Genomic DNA, 20520 nt, shown 5'->3' with positions numbered 1-20520 from the left:
TTCTCCTTAGGTAAATGAACGGTCATCTGACAAGGAACAAAGGTCGCGCTCAGGGGAAGGAGTACGTCAAGAAACGGCTGCGTGCTGCACGCGGACCTGTTGGGGCGAGTCGTGCAGCACGCAGGAACTTAAAGAGAAAGTGTTGAAAAAACAAGCACTTTCGATTCTACTAAAAGAAGCTGCTACCGCTTCGGATATGCCGGTCGTGGAGCGAACTTGAATGGTTCTTCCCTGGTTTTCTTGAGAAGTTCCTGGATCGCCCGGTCAAGCTGGGCATCCTTGCCCGCTGAAGCCGATGCCGGGTCGTTGTCCAGAAGGATGTCAGGATCCGCTCCATGGTTCTCCACAAGCCACTTGCCATCCTCGCCCCAGAACGCATTATTGGATTGCTGGACGTTTCCGTTGTCCACGGTGGCCTGACCGTTCAAAATACCTACCAATCCGCCCCATGACGGGACACCGATGACCGGTCCGAGCTTGTCCGCCTTGAAATGCTCGATGAATGCCTCACCGTCCGATCCGTTGTACTCGTTCGAGAGCGCAACGTAGTGGGCCGACGAGGCCGTTCCGGGATAGCGGAAGGGTTCCATGTTGCGCAGCACGTTGTACGAGGTCATCCTGCGTTCGAGCTTGTCGATCATGAAGTACTCCGTCCACCCGCCCGAATTCCTGCGCACATCGATGATCAACCCCTCTTTGTACCTGAAGGCGCGCCAGAACTTGTCGAACTCGCCGATCCCGCCGGAACCCATGGCGTTGATGTGCATGTACCCGATCTTCCCATCGGATGCCTTCAGAACGTGGTCAACGTTGTCCGACAGCCACCGGAAGTAGCGGAGCTGGGAGTCGTACCGGCCCGGTACGATCTCATACGTCCGCGCTCCCTGCGCCGACGGCGTACTGTTCACCGTGATCGCGAATTTCTGACCGGCCGTCATCTGCAGCATGCGGTGATAGTCCGCCGGCGGCTTCACCTCCACGCCGTTGATGGCGATGAGGTAGTGGCCTTCCTGCACATGGATATCGGGACGCGCAAGCGGGGCCTTCAGACTCAGATTGTACGTCGTCGGCCCATAGATGCGGGAGAATTTGTAGTAGCCGGCCTTGGTGTCCGCCGTGAGGTCGGCGCCAAGCCAGCCCGTGGAAACGGGTGACCGTGGCGTTGCCACAGGCCCCATGTCGCCGCCGCCGATGTACGTGTGCGATACGCACAGCTCACCCACCATCTGGCTCAGCACCCAATTGAGGTCATCGCGCGAGGAGAGTGACGGAATGAACGAGCGGTAGGTGTCGCCGAGTTTCTTCCAGTCGCGGCCATGCATGCCTTCATCGTAGAAGAACTCATTGTACCAGCGCCAGGTATCGTTGAAGATCTGGGTCCACTCGGCGCGTGTATCCAGCGTATAGGGCAGCACACCGGTGGAGACCTTCTCGCCCGCACCCTTCGATGAGAAGGCCTTGTCCAGCCCGATCACGTACAGGTCGTTTTCCCGTCTGGTCAGGAGCTGTTCGCCCGTGGCCGAGATCCGGTATTCGCGGATCTTGTCCGGGAGCGTGACCTCCTTCTTGCTTTCCATATCGAAGATGTGCAGTTCCCACTTCGTGGAAGCGCCGGGTTTGAAGATCTCTTCGTACTCGTCCTCGGTGAATTTGTCCACGGAGCACCATGCCACCTTTCCCTTGCCCGCCTGCAGGAAGAAGTAGTTGCCGGCCGGGACGGGGAGCGGCGTGGTGCGTTTGGCGAGTCCGTCGGTGTCGATCCTGAACGGCTCCGGCGTCTTCTTCTCGGCCACGACCGGCTCCGTGAACGGCGGCTGGTCGCCCGCGGCGAGCTGGACTGCCATCACCTGGTACGGGGCATCGAGGACATGGTTGTCCTCATAGAAATCCATCTGGACGCTGAAGTTGCGGCTCGAGAGGTAGTACAGGTATTTGCCGCCCGCATCGAACCGCGGCGAAAGGTTGTCGAAGAAATCGTCCGTCACCGCGAAGCGCTTCTTCTGTTCGAGCGAGTAGATGAAGATCTGGCTGTTCCGGTTGAACTGCACGAACGAATAGGTGACCCATTTGCTGTCCGGCGACCAGCCATAGTCGGCGATCTCCCAGTAGAACTCGTCGTTCTTCAACTGGTTCGACTGGTCGATCTTCGTCAGGGTGCGTGTGGCGATGTCCAGGACGGTCAGCGCGAGGTCCTTATTCCCGAAGAGGATCTTCTTGCCATCGGGCGACCAGACGAGCCGGTAGACCGTGCGGTCCAGCGCAGTGGTGAGCTGCGTGCGGGGTCCGCCGCCGGCGGGCTGCGTGTAGAGCTGGTAGCTGCCGGTGCTGTCCGAGAAGAACGCCACGGTCTTGCCGTCGGGCGAGAGCGCGGGGTGCATTTCACGGATGCCGGGCGTTCCCGACAGGTTCACCGCGTGTTTCTTTTCGATGTTCACCGCATAGAGGTCGCCGCGCGCTTCCAGCACAACCCCCTTGCCGTCGGTGGCTGCATCGGCCGCATGGAGGTACTCGCGTGCGTCGATCACGCGCGTGCGCGTTGCCCAGCGGTCGGACGGGATGGTGACCGTCCGGCGGGTGACCTTCCCGGTGGCGACGTCCAACGTATGGAGAGAGCCCTTGTACACAAAGATGATGGTGGTGCCATCCGTGGAGGGCCACATCACGTCGAAGTCGTCGTACGATGTGAGGCGCGAGACCGCGTTGGTGGCGAGGTCCTGGACGTACAGATTGGAGATCCCGTTGTCGCGGTCGGAAACGAAGTACATCTTGTCGCCGATCCACATCGGATAGGCGTTCTTGCCGACATAGGTCGTGACCTGTTTGAACGCATTGGTCGTGAAATTATACATCCAGATGTCAGGATACCGGCCGCCCTTGTAGCGTTTCCAGTAGTAGTCCTCGCTTCCTTTGCGGACATACACCATCGACGAGCCGTCCTTTGAAAAGCTGCACCGCACCCCGCGGTCGAGGGGGAAGCGCTCGGGGGCGTTCCCGTCGGTGTCCACGAAGTAGAGGTTCGGATCGCGCATGATCACGTTCTCGAACGTGGACGTGAAGACGATGCGCTTGCCGTCCGGGGTCCAGCAGATGGAGTTGCCGACGCCGGGCATGTAGGTCAGCCGTGTAGGGGCCCCGCCTTCGGCCGGCATCCGGTAGATGGCCGCGCTCCCGTCGTAGTTGCCGGTGAACGCGATCTGTGATCCATCGGGAGAGAACCGGGCGGCGAATTCGGTGCCCGGATGGGTGGTCAGGCGTGTTGCCACACCCCCGGCAGCCGGTGCGGTCCAGAGGTCGCCTTCATAGGTGAAGACCATCGTGGAGCCGTGGATGTCGGGGTGCCGCATGAAACGGCCTTCTTCCGCTGCCAGTGCGGCGAGCGGAAGCACGAGGAACAGAACGGCACAACGGATGCCGTGGAGCATGGTGATATCTCCTGGTGCGTGGTACGGAGTGATGGAAAGGGACAGGACAGGGACAGGTGAACGTCAGGGTGCTTCGCAAAGGACAGGAAAACGTCAGGGTGCTTCGCGTGGAACGATATGGATCGGACGATGGTGCTGGCTGCGCGACCGGATGAGATCCACTTGGCTGTCGGCCGCTTCACCCGTGGTGCCGGGTGCGATGCGCGTGTACAGTCCGTCCGCCCCGAGCTGGCGTGCGCGGGTACGATCGGCGAGTGCGCCGTCCAGGGTCTCCTGCTTCACCCGTGCGATGAGCGCGGGGTCCTCCACGGGGAACATCAGCTCCACGCGGCGGTTCAGATTGCGCCCCATCATATCGGCGCTGCTCAGATAGAGTTCGGGATGGCCGTCGTGGGCGAACCAGAAGACGCGGCTGTGTTCGAGGAAGCGGCCCACGATACTGATGACGCGGATATTGTCGCTGATCCCTTTCACACCCGGGCGCAGGCAACAGATGCCGCGGACGATCAGCTCGATCTTGACGCCGGCCTGCGATGCGGCATACAGCAGTTCGATCATCCGCGTGTCGGTGAGCGAATTCATCTTCAGGATCACATGGCCGTTCTTTCCCGCGCGGGCATGCTGCATCTCCCGCTCGATCAGGCGTGTCATGGTTTCGCGCAGATTCACCGGCGCCACGGAGAGCTTGCTGTAGCCGTCGCGGCGCGAATACCCGGTGAGATAATTGAACACCTCGGTCGCATCCGAGGTGATCTGTTCCCGGCAGGTGAAGTAGCTGTTGTCCGTGTAGATGCGTGCGGTCACCGGGTTGTAATTCCCCGTACCGAGGTGGACATACCGGCGGAGGCCGTCGCCTTCTTTGCGGACGATCAGTGCCATCTTGGCGTGCGTCTTCAGTCCGACAAGCCCGTACACCACATGGACGCCGGCGCGTTCGAGTTGCTTCGCCCAGCCGATGTTGTTCTCTTCATCGAACCGTGCCTTGAGTTCGACCAGGACCGCCACCTGTTTGCCGCTTTCGGCTGCCTGGATGAGCAGCGGGACGAGCGGGGATTCCTTGCCGATGCGATAGAGGGTCTGTTTGATCGCGAGCACTGCCGGGTCCAGAGCGGCGTTGCGGATGAACTGGACGACGGGCAGGAAGGAATCGTACGGGTGATGGAGCAGGACGTCGCCGCGCCGGATGATGGCGAACATATCCTCGGATTCATCCTCCGTGCCCAGCGGTGCAGGATGGTGCGGGGCATCTTTCAGGTCCGGCCGCGCGACCCGGAGGAGCTGCATCAGATGGCTGAGTCCGAGCGGGGGCGTGATCTCGTACACGTCGGTGGCCGCCGCTTCCAGATTGTCGGCGAGGATCTCGCGGATGCGAGCCGGCATGGAACTCTCTACGCCGACACGTACCACCGGTCCGAAGCGCCGGAGGCGTATGGACTCCTCGATGGACGCGAGCAGATCGTCCGCTTCGTCCTCCTGGATCTCGATGTCCGCGTTCCGCGTCACCCGGAATGCATAGGATTCCTTCACGGTCATCCCGGGGAAAAGCATCCCGAGGTTATCCGCGATCAGGTCTTCCATCCAGATGAACCGCATGACGTCCGGCGTGCCGGAGCGTTCGGGGAGCGGGATGAGCCGGGGGAGGACATCCGGGACCTTCACGCGTGCGAAGCGTTCTTCGCCCTGCGGACCGGCAACGACGACCGCGAGGCTCAGGCTGAGATTTGAAATGTACGGGAACGGGTGTCCGGGATCGAAGGCCAGGGGCGTCAGGACAGGGAAGACCTCACGCGCGAAGTAGGCATGCATGGCGGCCTGCTCTTCCGGGGTGATCTCATGCATCCTGATAAGATGAATGCCGGATGTGGCCAGTTGCGGGTGCAGTTCGTTCCAGAAGCACGCGGACATCTCCGCCAGCATGGTGGAGACGCGGTCGTGGATGGCGTTCAATTGCTGGAGAGGGGCCCGGCCATCGGGCGACAGGTCGGTCACCCCGGCGGAGATCAGGTCTTTGATGGCCGCGACCCGGATCATGAAGAACTCGTCCAGGTTGGAGCTGACGATCGAGAGGAACTTCGCGCGCTCCAGGAGCGGGTGGCGGGGGTCGCGGGCCTCTTCGAGCACCCGCTGGTTGAACTCCAGCCAGCTCAGTTCGCGATTAATATAGAGCGAGGGATCGAGGGCGGGGGGGATATAGGAGCCGGTCCCGTCCGCGTCCTTCAAGGAGGGGCGTTTCTTACGCCGGGTCTTTGCGCCGCGCAGCTTGCCTTCGGATCCTGCACCTGCCGATGGGCCGGGGGGTGCGGACGCGTGGTCTCGGTCCCCGGTGGGGGTCGGTTCATCTGCCACGCGATTCACTCCAGTTCCTCCGCTTGATGATGGTATCATGAATATCCGACCTTTGCCCCAAAAAAACAACCGGTGGGTGCGGCTACCTTGACAATGTGGCCTGAACAGTGTATCATGCATCGATCATACCATACCAACGGAGCCGCAATGGGCGTAAAATCCTCCACAATCACCGACAAAAACGTCGGTCTCATCGAAGTGAGCGGGTCGCTGGTCGGCGGTGACGAGACCGTCGAGGTCCGCCAGGCGATCGCCGGATTCGTGGACCGCAAGTACGAAAAGCTGCTGATCGATCTGAGCAAAGTCACCTACCTCAACAGTACTGCGATCGGCGTCCTCGTGTCTGCCCAGACCACCTATTCCCGCAACGGGTGGCAGATCAAGCTGACAGGGTTGAACAAGAACATCGAGAACATCTTCGTGATCACGAAGCTGACCCTCGTGTTCGATGTGCGCGATACCCGGGAGGAGGCTCTGAAGAGCTTCACCTGAAACCCGTATGCAATGTCCTGCCTGCGCCAAAGACATCCCGGAGAATTCTCGGTTCTGTCTCCATTGCGGCACGACGCTCGGGCCCGCACCTGTGTCGCCCGTGCCGATCAGGCCGACGATCGACGGGTTCGCCCTCATCCGCAACTACATTCCGCGGGATCTTGCTGAACGCATCCTGACCGCCGGCCGCCAGATCGAGAGTGAGCGGCGGCTGGTGACGGTGCTGTTCGCCGATGTCACCGGATTCACCGCACTCTCCGAACGCCTCGACCCCGAGGATGTCTCCGCTGTCCTCAACGATTGCTTCTCCGGCCTCGTGTCGGTGGTCCTGCGGTATGAAGGGACCATCGACAAGTTCATCGGGGACGGTATCATGGCGATCTTCGGCGCTCCGCTTGCACACGAGAACGACCCGGAACGCGCGGTCCGCTGTGCCCTGGACATGATGACGGAGATCGAGCGCTACAATCAGCGCCGCGGACATGAGTTGCCCGGGCCGCTCGGCCTCCACGTCGGACTGCATTCCGGCATGGTCATCGCCGGGAACGTCGGCACCGACCTCCGGATGAACTATTCGGTCATCGGCGATACCGTGAACCTGGCGTCCCGCCTCGTCGAGATCTCACCCCGTGGCGATATCTTCCTTTCCGCGGAGACGTACAAACTTGTGGCGGACGTGGTGATCGCTGAAGGGCCCACGACCACGGCGCTGCGCGGGAAGTCGGATACCGTGGATGTGTACCGCCTCCGCGCCCTCAAGGCCGAATCCGACCGTAAACCGTCGGTCCTTGGCAAGGACCAGTTCGTCGGCAGGGTGCGTGAACTCGGCATGATCGATAAGGGGCTGGACATCGCCAAAGGCCATGCGCATGTCCGCCTCGGACTCCGCGGCGAGGCCGGGGTCGGCAAATCACGCCTCAAGGCGGAGCTGATACGCCACGCATACGCGCAGGGCGTGGCCACCGTCGAGGGTGCCTGCTCGAGCTTCGAGATCTCCACGCCCTACTATGTGTGGTCCGTCTTCCTGAAGAATTTTCTCCGTATCCGGAGTGATGCTTCCGAAGCGCTCATCCGTGAACGCCTGCATGCGGCGGTGGAGCACCTCCATCTGATCGACCACGAGCCGTATCTTGCCACACTCCTTTCCGTCCGCTATGAAGAGATCATGATGGTGGACGATAAGGTACGCAAGCAGCGGATCTTCTACGCCGTGCGCACGCTGCTCACCACCGCTGCGGTGGGGCGGCCGATGCTCTTCATCCTCGAGGACCTCCACTGGATCGACAGGTTCTCGCAGGAGCTGCTGGACTATGTCCTGCTCCGCGATAATGCCGCGGTGCCGACCCTGTTCGTGCTCACCTTCCGCGATGAGTATCCCTTTGCCGGTGTGGTCGATGAGGCGAAGGAACTGATCGACCTGAACCGGCTCGACCGCGACGATGCGCGGCGCCTGATCCTGTACCGCCTCGATGCCGAGGCGGTCCCCGATGCGCTGGAGGAATTCGTGCTCCGCCGTTCGGAAGGGAATCCTTTCTTCATCCAGGAGATCATCAAGACCCTGCTGGACAAGAAGATCGTTGCGGTGCGGAAGCGGCGCGCCGAGCTGCTCACGGACAATATCGAGGCCGGCGTCCCCGGCACGATCCAGGGCATCATCATGTCGCGGATCGACCGGCTGCACGACACCATCAAGGAGGTCCTCTTCGGTGCGTCCGTCATCGGCCGGGAATTCTCCCGCCCGCTGCTCGAGCAGGTGATCGGGGGCGAAGGCGATGTGGTGCCGAGCCTGTTCGAACTCCGCTCGCTGGAACTCATCCTGGAGAACGACGAGGCGCGGGAGTTCGAGTATCTCTTCAAGCACTTCCTCATCCAGGAAGTGGCGTACAATACCATGCTGGTGAACAAGAGAAAGGAGCTCCATGCCTCCATCGCCCATGCGATCGAGCTCCTGTATGCGGACCGGCTGGTGGAGTATTACGAACTGCTTGCCTTCCATTACGAGAAGGCGGAGTTGTGGGACAAGGCGGCGGAGTATCTGAGCCGCTCCGGCCACAAGGTGCGGCAGATGTACTCGCGGGAGGAGTCCGAGAACTTCTTCGAACGCCGCGAGATCGCGGTGAAGAAGCTGTACCAGTCGGCCAGCGTGAAGCCCGATCTGGCGAGCACGCTGAAGGCCATCAGCCTGCCGCTCCTGGCGATGCTCATTCCCATCCTGCCCATCTTCTTCCTGATCCGCGTCGTGGGCACCTCCCAGAACGTGAATCTGATCTCCCAGGTGGTGGTCAGCGGGGTCGCCATCCTGCTCCTGCTCTGGTATGCGCTTTCGCTCTGGTATCTCGGCGTGGTGCCCTTCCTGCGCGGGACGCCGAAGCTCTACGATCTGATGGAGGACCGCATCCGCATCATCTTCAAGGACGGGACGAACATCACGGTCCATTTCTCGGAGATCGAGCAGCTTCGCATCTGGGACTCCAAGACCAACGCCCTCCGGCCCTGGCTGTATCGCCTGGCGGATCCTTTCGGGCGGCTGGAGGAGACCGACACGCTGACGTTCAGGACCTGGGTACGCGACGTGCTGGGGAATATCCTTCCCCCGTACACCTTCGGGGTCGGCAGCGGCGCTGCCTCGATCCACTGCCGCTTGAACAGCGGGGCGACGATCCGGCGTTTCTTTTTCCCGTGGTTCAATACGGCGATGCGGAGCCGTACGCTCAGTCTGCACCCCTACGACACGAAGGAATTCTACGTCCAGTGTGAGGTCGCACTCATGAAGTGGGGCAAGCAGCAGATATGACACACCTCCGGCGTTCTACGGGCGGTACCCTCTGGATGTATGTGCTTGCCGGACTGCTCTCCGGCATCGTTGTTTTGCAGGGAGGGGCACAGGTACGCGATCGGGCCGCGGCACAGGGCCTGGTGGAGATCGCGCAGCTCGATTCGACGATCCGCCTGGATATCCGTTACGCCACGGCGAACAACTTCATGGGCAGGCCGATGTACGCGCAGGCGCGGGCATTCCTGCAGCGCCCGGCGGCTGAAGCGTTGCTCCGGGTGCATCGTGCCCTGCGGGCGAAGGGATACGGTGTGCTGGTGTTCGATGGCTACCGGCCATGGGCCGTGACGAAGAAGTTCTGGGATGAGACCCCGCCGGAGAAGCACGCCTTTGTGGCGAATCCGAAGAAGGGATCGAAGCATAACCGCGGATGTGCGGTGGACCTGACGCTCTACGACCTGAAGACCGGTGCGGAAGTGGTGATGCCCAGTCCGTACGATGACTTCACGCCGAAGGCATCGAGTTCATATACGGGCGGGACCGGCGGGCAGCGGAAGATGCGTGCTCTTCTCCGCACCGCGATGGAGGCGGAGGGGTTCCGCGTCGAGCCGGGGGAGTGGTGGCATTTCGATCACCGCACGTGGCGTGACTATCCGATCCTCGATATCCCGTTCGAGGAGCTGAAACCGTAGTTCCCCTAACGCTTCGCCCTTCGGATGCCGCACTGGTGGGGGCTCCGGAGGTATGCTCCTCCAGCGGAAACTCGCGTCGGGAGCGGCGAGATGCCAGGTTACCCCGGTGTCACTTCCCCAAGATCCGAGTTTCGCGGTGGAGGGGCACTCTCCGGGCCTTCTCTTCTCTCAGTCGGGGATGAAGACACCGGCGATCTCGATGGTCCCGGTTCCCGGGAACATATCCATCGGTACTGCTTCCACGAGTCGGTACCCCGCATCCTTCCACCGTTTCGCTTCCGCAGGCATGACCTCGATATTGCAGAACAGGTGCGCCACACGATGGCATCGGCGGCTCGCCACGACCTCGATCACGCCGGGGGCCGTGCCGCTGCGGGGCGGATCCAGGATCACCACATCCGGGGGCTCCGCGCGCTGCATGAGTGCGGCGAGCGATGCTTCATTCAGATCGCTGCGGGTGAACCGCGTGTTGGAGATCTTCAGATGTGTGGCGATCTTTGCTGCCGCTTCGATGGCTGCCGGCGCGATGTCCGCACCGATCACGCGCTTTGCGCGGCCGGCGAACGAGATCCCGAAGAGCCCGTACCCGCAATACAGATCGTAGAGTGTTCCCGCCACCGGCAGGTGCAGGAGTCCACCGAGCCGCTCCACCATCGGGTCGAGCATCGATTGATTCACCTGGGTGAACGACTGCACGGGATACACGAACCGCTTTCCCGCGGTGACGTGCGAGAGCGTTGCGGAGCCGAACAGGCGTTGGAGTTTTCCCGGTGTGCCGGAAGCGGTGGTGCCCATGTAGTAGCGCCCGTCGGAGGCATCCTCGTAGAGGAAGATGCCCCGCACGGTCTGATCGTCGGCGGTGAGCGCCTTCGAGAGAGCGTTGGAGGCACGAACGACGCCTGCGTCGATCGACCGCACGTTGAGGATCACCATCCGTTCGCGGTCGTCGCCTTTGACGATCACGTACTGCAGCGATTCGAGGAGAGGCCCCGCCACGGGTTTGCCGAGCCACCGGTCCACGGCTTCATACAATGCCGCGTGGGATGCCGGTTCGATCGCACAGCGGAGCACCTCCACGGCGTGATCGCCGCTGTCCGCATCCGGGTCGATGAGCCCGAGCATCAATCGTCTGCCACGACGGAATGTCTTGCGTTTGGAAACGGTGCGGTACTGCCGGGGTTGAGGCGAAAGGATGAGCGGTGCGAGGGGGACCCCCGGCATCGCGGAGAGCCACCACTCTTTCAGTGCCTGTTCTTTGAGGCGGACCTCGACATCGTACGGGATCTCAGATGCGGTGCAGAGCGGGCATATCGTGCCCTGCGAGGTGCGGCACGCATCGTGAACGGGTGCGGGATGGTGCTTGCCCTGCGCGCGGACGGCGGCATGAAAGAGAGAGGAGAACGATGACATTGAGGGATGCTACTTCCCTCCGCTCTCCAGTACCTTCTTGATCGCCAATTCCAGGTACTCAAGGTCGAAAGGTTTGGTGATGTATTCGTCGGCGCCGAGCAGCATGCTCTCCGAGCCCACGGAAAATCCCAGGCGTCCGGTCAGCATGATCACGCCCATCTTCAACTGCCGGTCGCGGATGTGCTTCAAGACATCCAGCCCGGATTTCTTCGGCATGTTGATGTCAAGGATCGCAAGGTCGTACGTGGCATGGTCGAGCTTGTCGATCGCTTCGGCTCCATCCGTTGCTTCATCCGTCGCGTATCCTGCCGCATCCAACTGTTCGCGAAGCAGCTCGCGGATACCTTCTTCATCATCGGCGACGAGTATTCTTGCCTGTTCCATGGTCCCCGTCCTGAGTGACGCACTCGCTGAATAGTACCTATATAGACATTCTGTCGTAATATAGCAAACTTCAGGGTAGTATGGGTGACCTGGCGCACGTCCATGAGAAACCGCAAAAATCCGGAATTTCCCCTGCTTCTCCTCCTGGCACTTCTTCATCCCCTGGCGGCCACGGGGGAGGGGATGCGGGGAGGCATGCAGCGGCGGTTCTTTTTGAGGAGAATTTCGATACCATCACCCCGCCGGCCCTCCCACGGGGCTGGACGTCGTCCTCTGCTCGTGTGGCCGGGGTGCCGGACCTCGTGACAACCGCCTCCTCGCCCGCAAGTCCGCCTCACGCGGTCTCCGGATCGAACTCGACGGTGGAGCAGTGGCTCGTCTCCCGTTCGTTCGACCGCCCGGCCTTCTTTCCGGCGGTCCTGAGTTTCTCGCTCCGGCGATCGTCGACCTTCGCCGCGCGATGTGTGGTCGAAGCCTCAACCGATGGGGGCCGCACCTTCGGGGTCATCGTGGGCGAGGCGCCTTCCGCATTTCCTTCATCGACCTATGAATTGCTCGATTTTTCCCTGCCCGCTGCCATTGCAGCTTCGGACTCATTCCTCCTGAGGTGGCACATCCTGCCGGCAGCCACAGGAACGACAGCGACGATACGCCTGGATGATGTCAGGCTGACCCGTCCACGTCCACCCGTCACCCCCGGATCGGTCGTGATCAACGAGATACACTTCCAACCGGCATTGGGTGAAGGGGAATGGATCGAACTCATGAACACAGGGAGAGATGCCGTCGATATTGCAGGCTGGGGTGTGCGCGACTCGCCAACGGGAACGGTGCACGCCGTCGGCACCGCGGCTGTTGTGCTTCCGGCGGGTTCGTTGATCGTGCTTGCCGCCGACTCCGCATCGGTACGTGCTGTGGCGGGTGCGGGAGCAATGATCGTGCAGCCGGCGGGGTTCCCCTCGCTCAATAATACGGGTGATCTCGTTCTGGTGCAGGATGAGCGTGGGACAACGATGGACAGCGTCCGCTATGATGGTGCGTGGGGAGGCGGACCTGGCGTTTCCATCGAACGTATCGACCCTCATGGCGAGTCCGATGTCCCCGACAACTGGGGGCGATGCCTGGCGTCCGCCGGGGCCACGCCGGGCATGGAGAACACGATCGTCCTTCGTCCGCATGATCTCCGGATGGTACGGATCGGCGCGCACCACGATCCGCTCACCGGCGTGTCGGCGTTCCATGCGGTGGTACGAAACGCCGGCGGTGCCGCGGCGCCACCATGCAGCGTTGAAGTGTTCTCCGAGGCCGATGGGCCCTCTGCGAAGGTTCTCGCGTCGGGTATGATGACCCGGGGTCTTGCTCCACGGGATTCAGCGATCGTGGAATGCCCGTGGCCTGATCCGCGGCAAGGGCGTATGCGCGTCCGGGCGGAGATCCTCTGGCATGACGATCAGCGGCAGGAGAACAACACTGTTGTTGGTGACGTTCGCATGCCGCTGTCGGTTGGCGTGCTGCGCATCAACGAGATCCAGGCGGGGCCGGTGGGAGGCACGGCGGAGTTCATCGAGATCGTCAATGCGTCATCAACACCGGTCTCGGTGGATGAATGCTTCATTGCCGACCGTCGCACCGGTGCATCGACGATGCGCCGGTGGCCCGTGGCCGACCGGAGTTGTGTGGTGGCCGGTGGTGCCATGCATGTCGTTGCGGGCGATTCAAGCGTAGGAATATCCGCACGCCTCACGGAGGAGTTGTGTACCACCGTGAGCACATCCGGATTGGGGTTGAACAACGATGGGGATACGGTGCTCCTGTACAGCGCCGACAGTGTGCTGATCGATAGCGTGTCGTATGCATCCGCATGGCACTCAGCGGCGGTCGATGACCCGGCCGGCCGGTCGCTCGAGCGGTATGATCCCAGCCTGGCGAGCGGGGATCCGCGGAACTGGGGGACATGCGTGGATCCGTCGGGTGGCACGCCGGGAAGGGCGAACAGCATCCGTGTGACCGCGCCGGCGTCCGATGCGTCGCTCGTATGCGCACCCGATCCATTCTCGCCCGACGCGGATGGCCGTGATGACGTGACCGTGCTGCGGTATCGTTTGCCCGTGCGTTCCTCGTTGATCAGGGTGCGGATCTATGATATCCGCGGGCGGCGTGTGCGCGAACTTGTGAATGCGGCGCCGGCCGCGATGACCGGCGAGGTCGTGTGGGATGGGATGGGCGATGGAAGGGAACCGTTGCGCATCGGCATCTACATCGTGCATCTTGAAAGCATCGATGAGGCGGGCGGGCGGATGTTCAATGCGGCCTGTGCGGTCGTTCTCGCCCGACGGCTGTAAAGGTCAGAGATCGATATACACACCGAACAAGCTCGCCGTCAGTGTCCGGTCGAAGAATTGTCCGCGGTCATCGCTCCCGGTCCTGAAGGTGTACGCAACGCGTATCGCCGTTGCCGCGGGGCCCGAAAGCTCGCATCCGGCCTGGTAGCTCTGAATGGCGCGCCATGCTGATTCTTCCTTGAGACGGAAGTCCACTGCAGCATACAGCCGGCACCCTTCGAAGAGTTGGAGCGGTTGGATCTCGCCGCCGACCTGCGCCACCAGATGCTTGTCCCTGGCCGGCAATGTGTGGAAGTCGTAGCGCCCACCTGCGTACACCATCGCATGATGTTCCGGAAACCTGTAGGACCCCAGCAGGGTCACGTAGTCCTTGGCGTAGTTGATCGGGTGCAGCGAAAGTACCTCGATCCCATCGTCAGCGATGTGCGCACTGAAGTGTCCGTAGCCCGTCCGGATGCTGAGCTCCTGCGTGATACGGAAGTCGATGGGGAAATCGACGACGAAATCCACCGTCACGACCTGGAGCAGCGGTGGTTTCCGGAGGATGCCCGCGTGGACCGTTGCGCCGATACCTGCCTGCACGTCGACGGGCCCTCCGGAGAGTTCGAACAGCGGGCGTTCGCCTCCGATGTCGCCGAACCACTGGCGCGAGCCGAGGTCCTTGGCGATGCCCAGTTGATGTGCCTGTCCGCTCGCGTGGATGCGCGGGAAGATCCGTTCTTCGGGCAGCACCCGGAACTTCAGCGGCGTTCCGGGTGTGCCGGCGATGAGCGCTGCCACGCCGGGTCCGATCATGAGGAAGAGCAGGACGAAGGCCAGCGTGCCGGGGCGGGAGGGTGCGGCCATCACTTCGGACTCTTCGCGGTGAGGATGGTCTCCATGTCCGGGCGGGTCAGGCGGTACACAGCCCAATCCGAAAGGTGTTTGGCGCCGAGGCGGACGTAGAAATCGATGGCCAGGCGGTTCCACGTGAGGACGGACCATTCCATGCGTCCGCAGCCCCGCCGGTGGGCTTCCTCGACGACGTGCGTGAACAGCGCATAGCCGGCCTTGCGGCTGCGGAATTCCGGAAGCACGAACAGGTCTTCCAGGTACAGCGTTGGAAGTGCCAGGAAACTCGAATAGGTCTCGAAAATGAAGGCATATCCCGCGGGGGTGCCATCGATCTCCGCAAGGAACGCTTGAATGCGCGGCGGTGTTGAAAACATATCCCTGATCAGTCGTTCCTGTGCGGTGACATCGGGGGGGTCGAGTTTCTCATATGCCGCGAGGCCGAGGACCAGCGACAGAATGGCAGGGGCGTCGGCCGGGGTGGCCGCGCGGATCACGGGGGCAGTACTCATCGGTAGTTGTCCTGTTTGACAGATTCGATATTTCTCAGTATTTTTTTCAGCCGCACGAGTATTCTACAGATCCGGGGAGGTCCCATGGCTAAGCTCTACGTGTCTAATAAAGATGAGTCCGCTCGCCTTTTCAAGAGCAACGCATTGGAAATGTTCACGCACGTCCATTGGAGCGTGCCCATCATCATCTTCTTACCCGTCGTTGCCTATGCGATCCATGCTACGTCGCAGATCCCGTCGTTGCAGACCGCCACGGCGGTGGAACTCTTCATCGGCGGACTGGCATTCTGGACGATCACCGAGTACACGTTGCACCGCTGGATATTCCATTATGAGCCGAAGAGCAGCTGGGGGAAGTATCTGCATTTCATGATGCACGGTGTGCACCATGACTACCCCAACGACAGCAAGCGGCTCGTGATGCCGCCCTCCTTGAGCATCCCACTTGCCTCGGCCTTTTTTGGCGTCTACTGGCTGGTGCTCGGACCGGTGTACGCATGGCCGTTCTTCGGTGGTTTCATGCTCGGGTATGTCTTTTACGACGAGGTCCATTATGCCACACATCATGCCCCGATGAAGTTCGGCTGGTGGCAGAAGGTGAAACACCACCACATCCTGCACCACTACCATGATCCCGACAAAGGGTTCGGCGTCAGTTCTCCGTTGTGGGATGTCGTGTTCGGTACGCTGGACCCGACGGAAGAGCGGACGACGCAGGAAGCCAGACGTTAGAAGTGAAGGAAGAGGGAAGAGGGAAGAAGGAACACACGGTGGAGACTCTATCGCTTCTTCCCTCTCCCTTATCTCTTCATAAGCATTCCCATCGCCACCGACAACACCCTCGCCTCGCTCTTATCCGCCCGCGATGAGATGATCACCGGCACCCGGGCGCCTACGATCACATGTGCGAGCATGAGACCTGCAAAGTAGGTCGCCCCCTTCGCCAGGCTGTTCGCCACCTCGATGGTATGTGCCACCAGGATGTCTGCGTGTCCTGCCACGGGGGATGTCAGCTTCTTCTCTGCGGCCGCCTCGGGTGAGAGGGCGTTGTCCAGCGCCAGGGGGCCGTCCACGATGCATCCCGTGATCTGTCCGCGTTCGCACATCTTGGACAGCACGGCGGCGTCCATCGTCGATTGCAGGGAAGGATTCACGAACTCCGTCGCCGAGAGGACCGCCACGTTCGGCATCGGATTGCCGAGCGCATGGGCGACCTCGACGGCATTGATGATCAGTTCCTTCTTGGTCTTGAGGTCGGGTGTGGTCACCACGCCGCCGTCGGTGATCATCACCAGCCGCTGTGTGCCGCTCCCGTTGTACTCCAGCGCCACCACATCAGACAGCACCCGGCCGGTACGCAAACCCGTTGCTTCATCCAGGACCGCCTTCATCAGCGTGGACGTATCCACGCTTCCCTTCATGAGCACATCGCCCTTGCCGTCATTGATCAGCGCCAGTGCCGATGCCAGTGCTGCCGTCGGTGTCGGGGCCTCCACGATCCGCATGCCGGCCGACGAGGGATCCGCCTGGATCTTCTGCGGGTCGCCCACGAGGATGCACTCCACGCCAAGGTCGGTGGTGGCCTGCTTCGCGGCGAGGAGGATCTCGCTGCTGTGCGGGGCGACGAACACGACCCGGCATCCCGGACGGGAGCGGGCGGCGGTGCGGAGTCCTTCAAATGAGGTGATCATGGTGCTCGCTCAGTAGTCTCGTGGTGTGGACCGGTTCTGCAGGACCGCCAGCGTTTCGGCGGCAAGCGTGCGCATCTCGTCCTCACCGGGATACACGAGGACCCTGCCAAGGAAGTTGACACGTTCGGTGATCCAACCGACAAGCTTCGCCGATGTAGCCAGCCCGCCGGTCAGGACGATGGCATCGATGCTCCCCCCCAGCACGACGGCCATGGAGCCGACCTCCTTGGAGATCTGATAGGCCATCGCACGATAGACCTCTTCCGCGCGTGCATCGCCGCTGGCGATGCGTTCCTCGACCTCCAGGGCCGACGTGGTGCCGAGGTATGCCATCAGTCCACCCCCGCCGCGGACCAGCGTACGGACATCCTGTTCGGTGTAGGTGCCGGAGAAGCAGAGCGTGATGAACTGTTGCAGCGGCAATCCGCCGGTGCGTTCCGGCGAGAACGGCCCGTCGCTGGATGCGTCGTTGATGTCGATGATGCGTCCGCCCCGGACGGGGGCGATCGAGATGCCGCCGCCCAGATGTGCCACGACGAGCGAGGACCGTTCCAGAGGGATCTGCAGTTCATCGGTTGCCAGGCGGGCAGCGGCATGGACGTTCAACGCGTGGGAGAGGCTGGATCGCTGGATGAGCGGGTGCCCGCTGTAGCGTGCGAGTGGTTCGAGTTCGTCCACGGAGACGGGGTCGACGACGAATGCCTCGCACCCGTACTCACGGGCAAGCGCATCGGCCATGGCACAGCCGAGATTGGATGCGTGTTCCCCCTGCAGGTTGCCGTGCGCGTCGTCGAGCATACGGTTGTTCACGCGGTACGTGCCGCCGGGGATCGGCCGGAAGAGTCCGCCGATGCCGACCACGGCGGAGAGTTGCTGGACCGATGCGTGGGTCCATTCCCGGATCTGATGGAGCCGGAATTCGTACTGCCCCCAGATGCCTCCGAATTTCCGGAGCATACCGGGATCGTGGCGGAGGACGTGGGAGTGCAGCAACCGGTCGTCCTCGTACAGGGCCATCTTGGTCGAAGTGGATCCGGGATTCACGACGAGGATGGTGAATGGGCCGCGGGCGGTCATGATCCACCTCGTGCTGTTCCGACCGATAGTGCCAGACGACGTGAAGGCGCCGTTGGTCCTGGCGTGAGCATCACGCCGGGATCCCTGTGGCGGGGCAGAGGAGGGGAAGGTGCGATACGCATTAGCAGATCCGTGGAAGTTGTTCGCCTGAAAGCATATCGACGATGCGCATGCTGCCGATGCTGCTGCGCAGGGTGACGATGGACGGGTGTTCGCTGACGACCCTGCCGATGGCTGCGGCGCGGGCGCCGAGTGGATGTGCGCGCATGGCAGCGAGGACCGCATCTGCTGCGCCGGGTGGCACGGCAGCGATCAGTTTCCCCTCGTTGGCGACATACAGCGGGTCGAACCCGAGGATCTCGCATGCGCCGCGCACTTCATCGTCGATCGGGATCGCGGTCTCATCGAGTTCGATGCCGGTCCCGGATTGGGCGGCAAGTTCATTCATGGTACTCGCCACCCCGCCGCGTGTGGGATCGCGCAGCACATGCAGGGAGGGGCACGCCGCGAGCATCACCGTGACGAGGGAGTTCAAAGGCGCCGTGTCGCTGACGATCTGCGTGCCGAACGACAGCCCCTCGCGCACCGACATGATCGCGATGCCGTGCCGGGCGATGGGGCCGTTCACGATCAGGACATCCCCCGGCCTCATGTTGGTCGGCCGGATATCCACGCCCGTGGGGATCACCCCGATCCCTGACGTGGTGATGAACACGCCGTCACCCTTGCCGCGGTCCACCACTTTGGTATCGCCCGTGACGATCGTTACCCCGGCACGGTCGGCTGCCCGGCGCATGTCCGCCGCGATCCGCTGCAGGTCCGCCATGGCAAGGCCCTCTTCGATCACGAAGGCAGCGGAAAGATAGCGTGGCGTCGCCCCGCACATCGCCAGGTCGTTCACGGTGCCGCACACGGCAAGGTCGCCGATAGAGCCACCGGGGAAGAACAGCGGGTGCACGACATAGGAATCGGTGGTGAAGGCGAGTCGCCCGGCACCAGGTGACAGGATGGCGCCGTCGTGCATCGGGGCAAGGTCGTCGTTGCGGAATGCCGGCACGAACACCCGTTCGATCAGCTCATGGGTCAGCTTTCCGCCGCCGCCGTGAGCCATGAGGACATGTGGGTAGCGGTCGATGGGCAGGGGACAGGAGTACCCGTCGAAGGACGGCGTGTCATCGGCCATGGTTCAGCGCTCCGTAGCGATAGTACGCGGCACACGCACCTTCGGACGAGACCATGGGTGCGCCCAGCGGGCGTTCCGGTGTGCACTCGCGCCCGAAGGCCGGGCATTCGTGGGGCTTGCGGATCCCCTGCAGCACGCTGCCGGCGATGCACAGAGGCGATTCATGGGCCTCGAGGTGGCCGACATCGAAGTGGTGCTCCGCATCCATGGAAGCGAACGCGGGCCGCAGGCGATAGCCGCTCATCGGGATCGTCCCGATCCCCCGCCAGGTCCTGTCGGAGGGTTCGAAGACATCGGCGATCACCCTGCGGGCACCGGCATTCCCTTCCCGCCGCACCACGCGCGAATACTGGTTCTCGACCTCCGCGCGCCCCTCCTCCAGTTGGCGCACCGCCAGCAGGATCCCATGCAGGATATCCACGGGCTCGAAGCCCGTGACGACGATCGGTGTGTGGAAGCTGGCGGCGAGCGGAAGGTATTCCTCATACCCCATCACCGTGCAGACATGTCCTGCCGCGAGGAATGCCTGCACGCGGTTCGCCGGGGAGCCAAGGATCGCAGCGATCGCGGGGGGGACGAGGACATGCGCTGTGAGCAGGAAGAAGTTCGTGAGCCCCATCCTCCGTGCCTGCACGGCAGCCATGGCGTTCGCAGGCGCGGTGGTCTCGAAGCCCACGGCGAAGAAGACCACTTTGCGCCCGGGGTTCTTCGCGGCGAGATCCACGGCATCGAGCGGGGAGTAGATGATGCGCACGTCGCCGCCCGCGGCTTTGACGCTCAACAGGTCGCGCGATGAGCCGGGGACACGGAGCATATCGCCGAAGGACGTGAAGATCACCTCCGGCCGCGAGGCGATGGCCACGGCGCGGTCGATGAGTTCGACCGAGGTCACGCAGACCGGGCAGCCGGGGCCGTGAACGAGCGTGATCTCCTGCGGCAGCAGGCGGTCGATCCCGTGCTTGACGATCGCATGGGTCTGCCCGCCGCAGATCTCCATGATGGTCCAGGGATGGTGGACCGTCGAACGGATCGCGGCGGTGAGCGTCTCGACCGTGGCCCGGTCGCGGTATTCGTCAACGAACTTCATCGTCGAGCTCGCCCATCTCGCGGAGGAGGCGGAGTGTCTCCTCGGCATCCTGGTCATCGATCGTATTGAGTGCGAATCCCACATGCACCAGCACGTAATTCCCCACCTGGACCTCCGGGACCCATTCCAGGCAGATCTCCTTCTGCACGCCCGCGAAGCTCACGGTGCCCATGACGGGCTCCGCACCGCGGTTGATCGACAGCACTTTACCTGGAACGGCGAGACACATGGGGATTCATCTCCTCGATACATGTGAAGCATGGTGTGGCAATTCGTTG

16 protein-coding genes are annotated in these 20520 nt (G+C 62.4%); 5 read left to right on the top strand and 11 right to left on the bottom strand.

Annotated elements, in window-relative coordinates:
• Window positions 1–182: 182 nt before the first annotated feature.
• Window positions 183–3422: a PD40 domain-containing protein gene (locus tag IPI01_12605; GenBank protein ID MBK7258616.1), complete on the bottom strand. Its 3240-nt coding sequence runs from the start codon at window positions 3420–3422 to the stop codon at window positions 183–185.
• A gap of 93 nt (window positions 3423–3515) precedes the next feature.
• Window positions 3516–5807 carry a polyphosphate kinase 1 gene (ppk1, locus tag IPI01_12600; GenBank protein MBK7258615.1) on the bottom strand — a complete coding sequence of 764 codons (2292 nt, stop codon included), beginning with the start codon at window positions 5805–5807 and terminating at the stop codon, window positions 3516–3518.
• 108 nt (window positions 5808–5915) lie between these two features.
• Between ppk1 and IPI01_12595 the strand changes: the two genes are divergently transcribed.
• Genes IPI01_12595 through IPI01_12585 form a run of 3 tightly spaced genes read left to right on the top strand, consistent with a single transcriptional unit; the run spans window position 5916 to window position 9725 of the window.
• Window positions 5916–6260: an STAS domain-containing protein gene (locus IPI01_12595; GenBank protein ID MBK7258614.1), complete on the top strand. Its 345-nt coding sequence runs from the start codon at window positions 5916–5918 to the stop codon at window positions 6258–6260.
• A gap of 7 nt (window positions 6261–6267) precedes the next feature.
• On the top strand, window positions 6268–9054 hold the full coding sequence (locus IPI01_12590; GenBank protein MBK7258613.1) for an AAA family ATPase: 2787 nt from the start codon (window positions 6268–6270) through the stop codon (window positions 9052–9054).
• Window positions 9051–9725, top strand: a complete 675-nt coding sequence (locus IPI01_12585; protein MBK7258612.1) for a M15 family metallopeptidase — start codon at window positions 9051–9053, stop codon at window positions 9723–9725. The genes IPI01_12590 and IPI01_12585 overlap by 4 nt, the downstream gene beginning before the upstream one ends.
• 168 nt (window positions 9726–9893) lie before the next feature.
• Here IPI01_12585 and IPI01_12580 read toward each other — a convergent pair whose 3' ends face one another.
• Both IPI01_12580 and IPI01_12575 read right to left on the bottom strand, forming a co-directional pair.
• The gene (locus tag IPI01_12580) at window positions 9894–11135 is read right to left on the bottom strand and encodes a methyltransferase domain-containing protein (GenBank protein MBK7258611.1); all 1242 of its coding nucleotides are present in this window, start codon (window positions 11133–11135) and stop codon (window positions 9894–9896) included.
• 9 nt (window positions 11136–11144) lie between these two features.
• A complete protein-coding gene (locus IPI01_12575) occupies window positions 11145–11519 on the bottom strand; it encodes a response regulator (protein MBK7258610.1) in 375 nt (124 codons plus the stop codon).
• Between the two features lie 302 nt (window positions 11520–11821).
• Here IPI01_12575 and IPI01_12570 point away from each other — a divergent pair, with 302 nt between their 5' ends.
• Window positions 11822–13861, top strand: coding sequence for a lamin tail domain-containing protein (locus IPI01_12570; protein ID MBK7258609.1), 2040 nt, complete (start codon window positions 11822–11824; stop codon window positions 13859–13861).
• Between the two features lie 3 nt (window positions 13862–13864).
• On the opposite strand, the gene IPI01_12565 is transcribed toward IPI01_12570, so the two are convergent.
• Together IPI01_12565 and IPI01_12560 are read right to left on the bottom strand one after the other, a co-directional pair.
• Window positions 13865–14707 carry a DUF1207 domain-containing protein gene (locus IPI01_12565; protein ID MBK7258608.1) on the bottom strand — a complete coding sequence of 281 codons (843 nt, stop codon included), beginning with the start codon at window positions 14705–14707 and terminating at the stop codon, window positions 13865–13867.
• Complete coding sequence (locus tag IPI01_12560; protein ID MBK7258607.1) at window positions 14707–15204, bottom strand: GNAT family N-acetyltransferase; 498 nt, start codon at window positions 15202–15204, stop codon at window positions 14707–14709. The genes IPI01_12565 and IPI01_12560 overlap by 1 nt, the downstream gene beginning before the upstream one ends.
• An 84-nt stretch (window positions 15205–15288) precedes the next feature.
• On the opposite strand from IPI01_12560, the gene IPI01_12555 reads away from it, so the two are divergent.
• Window positions 15289–15936, top strand: a complete 648-nt coding sequence (locus IPI01_12555; protein MBK7258606.1) for a sterol desaturase family protein — start codon at window positions 15289–15291, stop codon at window positions 15934–15936.
• Between the two features lie 68 nt (window positions 15937–16004).
• Here the strand turns inward: IPI01_12555 and IPI01_12550 are convergent, their stop codons facing one another.
• The 5 genes from IPI01_12550 to IPI01_12530 form a co-directional block, all read right to left on the bottom strand.
• A complete protein-coding gene (locus tag IPI01_12550; GenBank protein MBK7258605.1) occupies window positions 16005–16895 on the bottom strand; it encodes a phosphate butyryltransferase in 891 nt (296 codons plus the stop codon).
• 9 nt (window positions 16896–16904) lie between these two features.
• Window positions 16905–17972, bottom strand: coding sequence for a butyrate kinase (gene buk, locus IPI01_12545; GenBank protein MBK7258604.1), 1068 nt, complete (start codon window positions 17970–17972; stop codon window positions 16905–16907).
• 121 nt (window positions 17973–18093) lie between these two features.
• Window positions 18094–19155 carry a hydrogenase expression/formation protein HypE gene (gene hypE, locus IPI01_12540; GenBank protein MBK7258603.1) on the bottom strand — a complete coding sequence of 354 codons (1062 nt, stop codon included), beginning with the start codon at window positions 19153–19155 and terminating at the stop codon, window positions 18094–18096.
• Window positions 19145–20242: a hydrogenase formation protein HypD gene (gene hypD, locus IPI01_12535; GenBank protein MBK7258602.1), complete on the bottom strand. Its 1098-nt coding sequence runs from the start codon at window positions 20240–20242 to the stop codon at window positions 19145–19147. Before hypD ends, hypE begins: the two co-directional genes overlap by 11 nt.
• The gene (locus IPI01_12530) at window positions 20229–20471 is read right to left on the bottom strand and encodes a HypC/HybG/HupF family hydrogenase formation chaperone (GenBank protein ID MBK7258601.1); all 243 of its coding nucleotides are present in this window, start codon (window positions 20469–20471) and stop codon (window positions 20229–20231) included. Before IPI01_12530 ends, hypD begins: the two co-directional genes overlap by 14 nt.
• Window positions 20472–20520: the final 49 nt, after the last annotated feature.

This window comes from Ignavibacteriota bacterium, from assembly GCA_016707525.1.
Classification (GTDB): domain Bacteria; phylum Bacteroidota; class Ignavibacteria; order UBA10030; family UBA6906; genus JAGDMK01.
Note: the sequence above shows the minus strand (reverse complement) of the source record. Positions and strands in the feature narration are given on the sequence as shown.